A 9,676-nucleotide genomic window follows, 5' to 3' on the forward strand; every position below is an offset into this window, starting at 1 on the left:
CCGGCGGGGGCCCGTCCCGCTCGGCCATGCACCCCCACCTGCGGCCGGTCCGCGCACCGTCCCGCCTCAGTACCGGAGCAGCTTCATGGCATCGACGGGCGTTCACTCACTCGACGACACCGACCGGCGGATCATCGCCATCCTCCAGGCCGACGGCCGCCGTCCCTACAGCCAGATCGCGGAGGAGCTCGCCATCCCGGCCTCCTCCGTACGCTTCCGGGTGCAGCGTCTGGAGGAGAGCGGCGTCCTGCAGATCGTGGGCATCGCCAATCCGCTGACCATCGGCTTCGACCGGTTCGCCATGATCGGCATCCGGGTGCGGCCGGGCACCGCCTCGGAGGTGTGCCGTGCGCTGCGGGAACTGCCCGAGACCTCGTACGTGATCATGACCGCGGGACAGTACGACGTGATGACCGAGGTGATCTGCCGGGACACCGGCCACTTCACCGACCTGGTCAACCGCCGTATGCCTCTGATCGACGGGATCGTCTCGACCGACTCGTTCTTCGTGCTGGAGGTCCACAAACTCGCCTACGGCTGGGGCGTCCAGGGGGTCGAAGCCTCCCTCCTCGCGGCCCCCGAGGCGCCCGCCGGAGCGAGAATCGACCGGCGCGGCTGACCACCCCCGGGGCAGTGGCGGGTCACGCCCGCCGCGCCACCACCAGGCGGCAGCGCGGGCTGCCGTCGGGCAGCCGGCCGAGCTCCGGAAGGGGCAGCAGCTCCACATCGAACCCGGTGCGGGCCAGGTCGTCCAGCACCTCCGGGAGCGGGAAGGTGCGGTAGTACATGACGAAACGCGGACGCCACAGCGCGTTGCGCACCCGCATGACCGCGTCGAAGCCCAGCAGCGCGCAGTAGAGGGGGGAGCCGAACCGGGGCGGCGCTCCGACGGGGAAGGCGAACCGGCCTCCCGGCCGGAGTACCGAGTGCACCTGGGCGAACAGTCCCGGGCGTTCCTTCGGCAGGAAGTGGCCGAAGGCCCCGAAGCTCACCGCGAGATCGAAGGCCGGCCGGAAGGAGAGGGCCCGTGCGTCGGCCCGTATCCACCCCACGGCCGGCCCGTCCGGCGTCTGCGGCTGCGCGGCCCGGCCCTCGGCCAGCATGCCGGCGCTGAAGTCGACACCGGTGACCCGCTCTCGGCACAGCCGCCGCAGTACGCCCACCCCGGCGCCCGTACCGCAGCAGACGTCGAGCCCGGCGTCGAACGGCCCGAGCGGCCGGAGGGCGTGTTCGACCGCTTCCAGTACGCGGTCCGGGGTGCGGAACGGCGTCCGGTCGAACTTCGGGGCGAGCAGGTCGTAGCCGCGCTCGGTGGAGGACAACGCCTCTACAGCGAGCTCGCGGAGCGTGGGGCCCTGTGGCGTGAACATCACTGCCCAGCCTACCGGGGGGGCCGTCGCCGCATCAGTTGCCGGCCGGCTCTTCCAGGTCCCGTGCCCGGTGCAGCCAGGTGGTGAACAGGCCGGTGTCGATGTCGGCGGGGGTGCGGAGCTTCACGCCGGCCATGGTCCGCGCGCCGGGCTCGAGGCGGCCGGACTCGTCGGTCAGTACAAGGCCACCCGGCACGGACGCACCTTCTGCAAGGTCGACCGGTACTTTCCCAGCTCCCAGATCTGCTCCGCGTGCGGGCACCGCGACGGCCCCAAGCCGCTGCACATCAGGCAGTGGACGTGCCCGGAGTGCGGCGCCCTGCACGACCGGGACTGGAACGCGGGCAGGAACGTCCGCGATGAAGGCCGCCGCATCCACGCGGCCCTCTCGACTGCACCACCCACCCCCGGACCGGGGGCCCGACGCCGGTAACGGCAGCGGTACACGCCTGCGGAGCGCACGTAAGACCGGGCAGCGGCCCGGCAGCGCGCACAACCCCCACCCCGTGTGGGGAAGAACCAGGAACCCGCCCGGAGCGGGTGGTCCTCGCCTTACGAGGACCACCCACAGACGGAGAATCCTCGCCCTTCAGGGCGATTGGAGGAGGTCAAAGAGCGCACGCGTCGTCGTACGCAGCAACCGTTCGGCGGCGCGGCGCGCGGCGATGATCCCGTGGCGCACCGCGGGCCCGGCGAGCGCCGGGCGCAGCGGCATGCCGAGCGCCAGGTGGTGGGCCACCTCGTCGGAGGACGGGGCGAGTTCGGGGAGCGCGGACGCCCGCTGCTCCAGCGCCGTGCCGATGTCGCCGTGCAGGCGGCTGCGGCGCGCGCGGCTGAGGTCCTCGTACAGGGTTTCACGGACGAGTGCGTGGATGAACCGGTAGACACCCGAGGTCTCGGTGCATTCGTCCAGGATGCCGCAGGCGATCGCGACATCGAGGGCGTCGATGAGTTCGTCGAGCCCGGTCGCGACCACGTCCGCGAGCAGGTCGAGCCGGAACTCGCGGCCGATGACGGAGGCGACGCGCAGCAGGTGAGGGTGGTCTCGGGGAGCCGGGTGAGGCGGCGGCGGACGACGCAGCGCACGCCGATCGGGATGTCGGCCCGGTCGAGGTCCCCCGCGACCGCGGGGTCGGTACCCAGCAGCCGTGCCAGTTCGCGCGCGTAGAAGGGGTTGCCGTCGGCGCGGTCGTGGACGGCGTCGGCGGTGCTCGTGTCGATGCCGGTTCCGACGGTCCGTTGCAGCAGCTCGCGGGTCTCGTCGCGGTCCAGGCCGGTCAGGGGCAGTCGCACAGGATGGCTACGGGCGAGCGAGGCGAGGCAGGAGTCGAGGGCGGCGTCGCCGTCCGGTTCCGCGTCACGCGCGGTGGCGGCGATCAGCACCGGATGCACGGCGAGGGCCTCCGCCGCGTAGCCGAGCAGATGCAGGGACGACGCATCGGCCCAGTGGATGTCGTCGAGAATGACGACGAGCGGAGTGCGGGCCGAAGCCCGGGCCAGCAGGCGGACGACGGCCTCGTAGACCCGGAGCGAGGAGCTCGTCGGATCGAAGTCCGTGCCCCGGGCCGACGCCTGTGCGGAGGACTCCGGCAGCAGGGGGAGCAGCTCGCGGGGAATCGGCTCGCCGGGGTCGAGCGTGGCCCGTACGACAGCGGTCCAGGGCCAGAACGCCGGGGCGGCGTCGCCTTCATGGCAGCGGCCCCACACCGTGCGCATACCGAGCGCGTCGGCCCGCCGTGCGAGCTCGGCGGCAAGTGCCGTCTTGCCGATGCCGGGTTCACCGCTGATCAGGGCCATGGTGCCGCCCCCTGCCGCGGTGTCCGCCAATGCGTCGTCGAGCGCGGCGAGTTGCGGACGGCGGCCGATGATGGACACGGGATCCACCGGCGCCGGTGCGGGAATCGGTGCGGCAGTTCGCTCCGTTACCGGGGGACGTACGGGCGCCGGCGACGTGTGTGTGATTGCCGGGCCGAACAGATGGGGCGCTTGATCGAGCACGTCCCGTTCCAGGGCGCGCAGCACCGGCGACGGGTCCACACCGAGTTCGTCGGCCAGCTGCACCTGGGTGCGGCGCAGCGCGGCGAGCGCGTCGGCCTGGCGGCCGCTGCCACAGAGGGCGCGTACGAGCAGATTGGTGAAGCGCTCCCGGAACGGGTTCTGGCGGACCAGTAGTTCGGCGTCAGGCACCACCGCGGTGTGGCGCCCCAGCGCGAGCAGCGCATCGAGGCGGGCCTCGCAGGCCAGCAGGCGCAACTCGGCCAGACGGTCGGCCTCTTCGCGTACGGTCGGCAGATCACCGAGATCCCCGTACGCCCGACCACGCCACTCGGCCAGGCCCGCCTCGACGTCGGTCAGCGCTGTAGCGGGATCCCCGTCGGCGGCAAGCCAGGTGGCACGCTCGACCGTGGCGGTGAAGCGGTCGGCGTCCACCGCGTGACCGGGGATGCGCAGCTCGTACCCGCCGTCCGTGGTGATGATCACCGAGGAGGCGGTGCGCGGACGCCGTCCCGGTTCGAGCAGTGCGCGCAGCCGCGACACACACACCTGAAGCCCGCTCGTCGCGGTCGGCGGCGGATCACCGTCCCACAGTTCGTCCACCAGCCGGTCCGCGGACACGGCTGTGCCGCGCGCGGCGGTCAGCACCGCGAGCAGTTGCCGCTCCCGGCGTCCGGGAATCTCCACGCTCCCACCGCAGACCCGGATGCTGAGCGGCCCCAGCACCCCGAGTTCCACTCCTGAACCGTCCGGAATGCCGGACATCCTGCCGCCGGACAACACTTCGGCCACTTCTTCTCCCCCTGTCCCCCACGTGCGGACCGCCTGACCGCCCATCGGACTCAGACAGCGCGCAGTCGCCGCGCAAGTGCGCCGTAAGCCGTCGGAACCATGTGCAAGTCGCCCGCAGGCGGATGGTAAGGGCAAACGGGCACAGTCGTGCCATCGGAGCGGAGAAAAGACACCGATGTCCGCGCCGCGCACTGTACGAAATACCAACCCGCGCCGCTCACATGAGTGGTGATGTCGCGTCAGGAGCATCGAATGGACACCACCGCGCCCCGCTGCCGACCGCACCGCCTCGCCGCCGAGACATGGCTGGTGCCCCGCCTGGTTCCTGCCGGGGAAGCCGGGTTCGTCCCCGTCAACTCCATGGTCATCACCGGCGAACAGCCCGTCATCGTGGACACCGGCGCGGTGATCCACGCCAAGGAGTGGGCCGAGGACGTGTTCGGCCTGGTCGAGCCCGCCGACGTACGGTGGATCTTCCTCTCCCACGAGGACGCCGACCACATGGGCAGCCTGCGCACCGCGATGGACCTGTGCGTGAACGCCACGCTGGTCACCGACTTCATGGCATGGCAGCGCATCTCCGTCCATACCGAACTGCCGCTGCACCGCATGCGCTGGCTCAACCCCGGTGAGCGGCTGGACATCGGCGACCGTGAACTCCACGCCGTGCTGCCGCCGCAGTTCGACTCACCCACCACCCGCGGCGTCGTCGACTCGGCGACCGGCGTGATGTGGGCGGCCGACGCCTTCGCGGCACCCACCCCCGGGGAGATCCATGAGCTCGGGGATCTGCCGGCCGGCCTCTGGGACCAGGTCTTCATGCCGTTCAACAGCATGGGCAACCCCTGGCACTCCTGGCTCGACCCCGACGCCTACGGCCGGCACCTCGACACGCTGGAGAAGCTGCCGGTACGGGTCGCCGCGTCGTGCCACGGCCCGGTGCTGCGCGGCGCCGGCATCTCGGACGCGTACGCCAAGGCGCGTGCGATGGCCGGCGCCCCGGCCGTACCCGCGCCCGGTCAGCCGGTGCTCGACGACATCCTCAAGGCGGCCGGACTGATCGACCCCACTGGCTGACGCCTGCCCGAGCGGCAGCCAATGCCGGAGCGGCCCCCGCGAGGGAACCCCGATGACGCGCCGAGATCGAGGACATGGTCCTGGTCGACGACATCGTGGTGATGCGCAATCGGTACGCGGGCACCCACCTGGGGCCGTTCACGGTCACGAGCAGTCGGGGCGCGCGTTCCGGTTCCGTCGGATCCGCTGGATGCGCTTCGACGAGGACGGCCGGGTCGTCGAACACTCGGGCCTGCGTGACGACGGCGCACACCTCCGGCAGCTCGACGTCATCACCTGAGCCGAAGGGCCGGCCACCAGCAGTGCGGGTGGCCGGCCCAACGGGTTCGCCTCAGAGGCTCAGGCCTCCACGGCACCGGACGCGGCAATGGCTATCGCCGCCTGCGTCCTGCCGGCCTGGGAGCCGAGGGACTCGATCTTCTTGACGAGGTCCTGGCCCTCGACGACCTCGCCGAAGACGACGTGCTTGCCGTCCAGCCAGTCGGTGACGATGGTGGTGATGAAGAACTGGGAGCCGTTGGTGTTCCGGCCGGCGTTCGCCATGGACAGCAGGAACGGGCGGTCGTGCTTCAGCTGGAAGTTCTCGTCGGCGAACTTCTCGCCGTAGATGCTCTTGCCACCGGTGCCGTTACCGGCGGTGAAGTCGCCACCCTGGAGCATGAACTGGGGGATGACGCGGTGGAACTTGGAACCGGCGTAGCCGAAGCCGTGCTCGCCGGTCGCGAGCTCGCGGAAGTTCTTCGCCGTCTTGGGGACGACGTCGTCGAACAGCTTGAAGACGATCCGGCCGGCGGGCTCGTCGTTGATGGTGATGTCGAAGTAAACGTTGTTGTTCATGGGGGGCATTTTGTCACTGCCGTGCCAAGCTTCCCGCACGCAGGTCAGCCCGGGCCGGGCCTCCACGCTCGCCATGTGCATCGTCGACGATCTCGAGAGCCGGCGCGACGAGTGGAAGGCCCTCGCCGCCGAGGCCCCGGAGGGTGTCTCGCCGCTGCGCATCCTGGAAGTCGTCGCATGGAACCTCGGCAAGAGGAACTGATCGCGATCGGCGCTTCCTCCCAGCCCGAACGAATATCCGCGACATTCGGATGATCGTTGATACCGTCCCGCCGTGGCTGAAACACATGGATCACCGAGCGGCCCCGTGACCGCGGCCGACGTCGAACTCGCCGTCCGCCTTGCGGTCGCCGCCCTGCGTACCGCGGACCCCTCGGGATGGAGCGCCCGGGCCGGCTCCCTGGAGTGGGACTGCTGGGAGACCGCCGAGCATCTCGCCGACGACCTGTTCTCGTACGCCGTCCAGCTGGGCCCCGAGAGCCCGCCGCTCGACAGCCATGTCCCGTTCGCTTGGGGGTGTAAGAGGCCGGGCGGCCCAGCGAACGCGATCTTCGCGGACCGCGAGGCCGGGGCGGCCGGCCTGCTCCAGGTACTGGAGGCCAGCGGTGCCCTGCTGACGGCCATCGTCCGCACCGCACCACCGACGGCCCGCGCCCACCACATCTTCGGCGCCGCCGACCCCGAGGGCTTCGCCGCCATGGGCATCGTCGAGACGCTGGTGCACACGCACGACATCGCCGAGGGCCTGGGCATCGACTGGACACCGCCGGCCGACCTGTGTGACCGGGTCCTGACCCGGCTCTTCCCCGACGCTCCGACCGACACCGAGCGCTGGCCCACCCTCCTCTGGGCCACGGGCCGCACAGCCCTCCCCGGCCGGGCGCGCCTCACGAAGTGGCGCTGGCACGGGGAGCCCCGGACCTGACGGCGCTCCGTCGCGACGTCGACGGTCAATGGCGGCGCATTCACGGCAACGAAGTGTGGGAGTTCGACAGGAGTGTGTGATTCGGTGGAGCGGCAGGTGGAGGCGCGCTTGCCTGGTCTGGGAACGGGCAGCAAAGGTGCGGGTCAGAGGCCAGGTCATGGTGCCGGGTCTGATGTCCGAACGATTGGCCCCCGATGCGAATCGCAGTATCCTGCATGTGAGATGCAATGAAAATGCAACATGGTTCCGGGAGGGCATCGTGAGCACGCAGACCATTGGCTTCGCTGTGTCGGACGCGGACCGGGCGGACCTGGACGAGCTCGTCGAGTACTTCGGAGGCGGAAACAGATCGGCCTACCTCCGCGCGACGATAAAGATCATGAAGTCGGTGAAGCTGGCCGAGGAGCTGCGTGAGGTGCAGGCGTACGGTGAGCAGAAGCTGGCTGAGCAGGGCGCCTCGCTGGCTGACGTCACTGCCATCACCCGCCGGGTGCTGAAGGGGCGGGAATGAGCGAGGCCGTACCCGTACCAGTCGTCTACGACGTCAATGTCCTGGTGGGTGCGGCGGCCGGGGGTAACAGCCCGTTCCGGTCCTGGCCCTCACCCCCGCCGACGTCAGGCAATCCGTTCGCGGACTGCCTGGGCATCGTGGTGGATGCGGCGGAGTTCGGTCTCTGGCTGTCTCCGCACATCCTGGACAACACCGGACGAGTGCTTGCTGAGGGACTGAAGTGGGAGGCTGCCCCGATCGAGCGCTTCATTTCCCTGCTGGTGGACGTGGCCGACCACAGCGGCGGGGGTGTCGTCGATCCCCCGTCGACAGTCAGTGACTGCCCCGACTGGGAGGACAACCGCATCCTCGACCTCGCCGCCGAAGTCGGTGCGCTGCTGATCGTCTCCGACGACGTCGATCTGACCGGCATGTCGCCCTGGCGCGGTACCCCGGTACTGCGGCCCCGAGAATTCGCCGCCAAAGTGGACGGCATGCGCCGGCATCGCCGTCGGCGCTGACGTTTTGGTCGGCGCTGACGTTTTGCCGCCGGGCGCCCAAGGGGCGGCACCGTCTGTCTCTTCGGCGGAGACTTGGGCAGTGGTTCTGTACGTGCTCCCAGGGCCCGCCGACCTTCACCAGTCGTCGTCGAAGCCGGAGAAGCGGGAGCAGTGGCAGGCGTCGCAGTACGTGAACCAGGGAGCACAGGGCTTCTGACAGGCGGCGCACCTGCCGTGCTCGGCCAGCGGCCGGGAGGCGGCGACCAGTTGGATGATCCGGGCTGCCGCCGCCTGTTCGCCGGCCGCCGCTTCCTCGGTGTTCACGCCTCCGCACTCGCCGTCGAAGGCCAGGGCGGCGGTGCGCAGGTCCCGCATCAGTGCTGCGTACTTCTCGGCATCGGGCAAGGCCATCCTGTCGATGCCCGCGCGGGAGCGGAGCAGAGGGCGCAGGGCGGCCCCGTGCAGAACGGCCCGGCAGATGGCCGGGTAGGCCGGGCGGTCGGCATCGACGGACAGGGTGATCAGGCGCCAGACCGTACAACCGTCCTGAGGCCAGAGACCGCCGACATCTCGCGGAGCGTCGGCGATCTGGCGTGCCATGGACAACTTGGCGCGGATTTCGTCCACGGGCATCGGCTGCAGCCAGGGGCGCTCCCGGGCAGCCTCGCGGGCGGCAGCGGTCCAGCCCGTCAGGGCGTGCGGGATCTCACCGGGTTCAGGCAGCCCCAGGTCGGTCCAGGTGGGCCGCAGCGGTGCCGTCGTCACCTGTAGGCCGTTGGGCTTCACTCCGTTGGCCGCTTGGACGGCCTGCTCCAGGAGTTGGCCGGAGACGGTGAGGCCAGGGAGCCGGCTGCGGTACGCAGCGACGATTCCCTCGCCTGCGTTGTGTCCCCGCCGACCGGCCCGGCCGGTGATCTGGGCGGCCTCCCAGACGCGCAGTTCCCTGCGGGTTCTGCCGTCGTACTTGCTGGTCTCCGCGAACACCACTGAGCCCAGCGGCAGGTTGACGCCGTGGCCGATCACGTCTGTGGTGACGATCACGTCGACCTCCTTTTCGGTCAGGCGCCGGATCTGCTCGCGGCGGGCCGCGGGCGGCATCGTGCCGTACAGGACTGTCGCCGACCTGCCCGCCTCGATCAGTTCGCGATGCAGGGCAAGGACGGCCTTGCGGGAGAAGGCGACCACCGCACTTGCTTTCGGCAGCGTGACGGCCCGAAAGGGACTGGCCAGGGTGAGTGCGGTCGGGCGGGCATGGTGGACCGTGGTGATGTCCACGGCCGGGGTGAGCAAGGTGCGCAGCAGGTCCTCCGACTCGGGTGCGGCGGCGATGTGCACATCGGTGTGCGCCCCGCTGAGCAGGAGGCGGGTCCAGGCGTGGCCGCGCTCCTGGTCGGCCAGCCAGTGCGCTTCGTCGACGACGAGTACGTCGCCTTCGACGGGGGCCGCCTCGGTGGTGCAGCACAGCACCGGAGCGCCCGGGTTGAGGTACTCCTCGCCGGTGCGCAGGCCGATTCGGTCCGCGCCGAGCCTGGCGCGGAGCCGTTCGTAGACCTCGAATGCGAGCATGCGCAGCGGCGCCGCGTACACGCAGGTGCGCCCCGCTTCGGCGCAGGCGGCCAGGAAGGCGAGGGCGGCATGCGTCTTGCCGGAGTCGACTGACTACACAGTGGCACGAGGGTCTGACAGTCGG

The 9,676-nt window shown here is 70.6% G+C and carries 11 protein-coding genes and 2 pseudogenes; 7 read left to right on the forward strand and 6 right to left on the reverse strand.

Going from position 1 to position 9,676, the window contains the following annotated elements; all coding sequences use genetic code 11:
• Positions 1–85: 85 nt before the first annotated feature.
• Positions 86–619 (forward strand): Lrp/AsnC family transcriptional regulator, encoded by a 534-nt coding sequence (locus ABD858_RS27840; RefSeq protein WP_345042522.1) that lies wholly within the window; start codon positions 86–88, stop codon positions 617–619.
• A 22-nt stretch (positions 620–641) separates the two neighbouring features.
• Here ABD858_RS27840 and ABD858_RS27845 read toward each other — a convergent pair whose 3' ends face one another.
• Positions 642–1,370, reverse strand: coding sequence for a class I SAM-dependent methyltransferase (locus tag ABD858_RS27845; protein ID WP_345042524.1), 729 nt, complete (start codon positions 1,368–1,370; stop codon positions 642–644).
• 34 nt (positions 1,371–1,404) lie between these two features.
• On the reverse strand, positions 1,405–1,566 hold the full coding sequence (locus ABD858_RS27850) for a hypothetical protein (protein WP_345045114.1): 162 nt from the start codon (positions 1,564–1,566) through the stop codon (positions 1,405–1,407).
• 39 nt (positions 1,567–1,605) lie between these two features.
• Between ABD858_RS27850 and ABD858_RS27855 the strand changes: the two are divergent.
• Positions 1,606–1,803, forward strand: a pseudogene (locus ABD858_RS27855) (zinc ribbon domain-containing protein); the annotation flags it as partial.
• Positions 1,804–1,922: 119 nt separating this feature from the next.
• Here the strand turns inward: ABD858_RS27855 and ABD858_RS27860 are convergent.
• A complete protein-coding gene (locus tag ABD858_RS27860; RefSeq protein ID WP_345042527.1) occupies positions 1,923–4,157 on the reverse strand; it encodes an ATP-binding protein in 2,235 nt (744 codons plus the stop codon).
• Positions 4,158–4,409: 252 nt separating this feature from the next.
• Here ABD858_RS27860 and ABD858_RS27865 point away from each other — a divergent pair, with 252 nt between their 5' ends.
• On the forward strand, positions 4,410–5,234 hold the full coding sequence (locus ABD858_RS27865; RefSeq protein WP_345042529.1) for an oxygen-binding di-iron domain-containing protein: 825 nt from the start codon (positions 4,410–4,412) through the stop codon (positions 5,232–5,234).
• A gap of 339 nt (positions 5,235–5,573) precedes the next feature.
• Here the strand turns inward: ABD858_RS27865 and ABD858_RS27870 are convergent, their stop codons facing one another.
• Positions 5,574–6,071 carry a peptidylprolyl isomerase gene (locus ABD858_RS27870; protein WP_345042532.1) on the reverse strand — a complete coding sequence of 166 codons (498 nt, stop codon included), beginning with the start codon at positions 6,069–6,071 and terminating at the stop codon, positions 5,574–5,576.
• Here ABD858_RS27870 and ABD858_RS27875 point away from each other — a divergent pair.
• The 4 genes from ABD858_RS27875 (at position 6,070) to ABD858_RS27890 (ending at position 8,007) form a co-directional block, all read left to right on the forward strand.
• A complete protein-coding gene (locus ABD858_RS27875; RefSeq protein ID WP_345042534.1) occupies positions 6,070–6,273 on the forward strand; it encodes a hypothetical protein in 204 nt (67 codons plus the stop codon). The two genes, ABD858_RS27870 and ABD858_RS27875, sit on opposite strands and share 2 nt — an antisense overlap.
• A 72-nt stretch (positions 6,274–6,345) precedes the next feature.
• The gene (locus tag ABD858_RS27880; protein ID WP_345042537.1) at positions 6,346–6,996 is read left to right on the forward strand and encodes a hypothetical protein; all 651 of its coding nucleotides are present in this window, start codon (positions 6,346–6,348) and stop codon (positions 6,994–6,996) included.
• Between the two features lie 259 nt (positions 6,997–7,255).
• Complete coding sequence (locus ABD858_RS27885; protein ID WP_345042539.1) at positions 7,256–7,507, forward strand: hypothetical protein; 252 nt, start codon at positions 7,256–7,258, stop codon at positions 7,505–7,507.
• Complete coding sequence (locus ABD858_RS27890) at positions 7,504–8,007, forward strand: PIN domain-containing protein (protein ID WP_345042541.1); 504 nt, start codon at positions 7,504–7,506, stop codon at positions 8,005–8,007. Before ABD858_RS27885 ends, ABD858_RS27890 begins: the two co-directional genes overlap by 4 nt.
• A gap of 114 nt (positions 8,008–8,121) precedes the next feature.
• Here the strand turns inward: ABD858_RS27890 and ABD858_RS27895 are convergent, their stop codons facing one another.
• Both ABD858_RS27895 and ABD858_RS27900 read right to left on the reverse strand, forming a co-directional pair.
• Positions 8,122–9,261, reverse strand: coding sequence for a helicase-related protein (locus ABD858_RS27895; protein ID WP_425586354.1), 1,140 nt, complete (start codon positions 9,259–9,261; stop codon positions 8,122–8,124).
• Positions 9,253–9,627: pseudogene (locus ABD858_RS27900) on the reverse strand (DEAD/DEAH box helicase family protein); the annotation flags it as partial. The gene ABD858_RS27895 and the pseudogene ABD858_RS27900, both read right to left, overlap by 9 nt.
• Positions 9,628–9,676 lie beyond the last annotated feature (49 nt).

The organism is Streptomyces sannanensis (assembly GCF_039536205.1).
GTDB classification, from domain to species: Bacteria; Actinomycetota; Actinomycetes; order Streptomycetales; family Streptomycetaceae; genus Streptomyces; species Streptomyces sannanensis.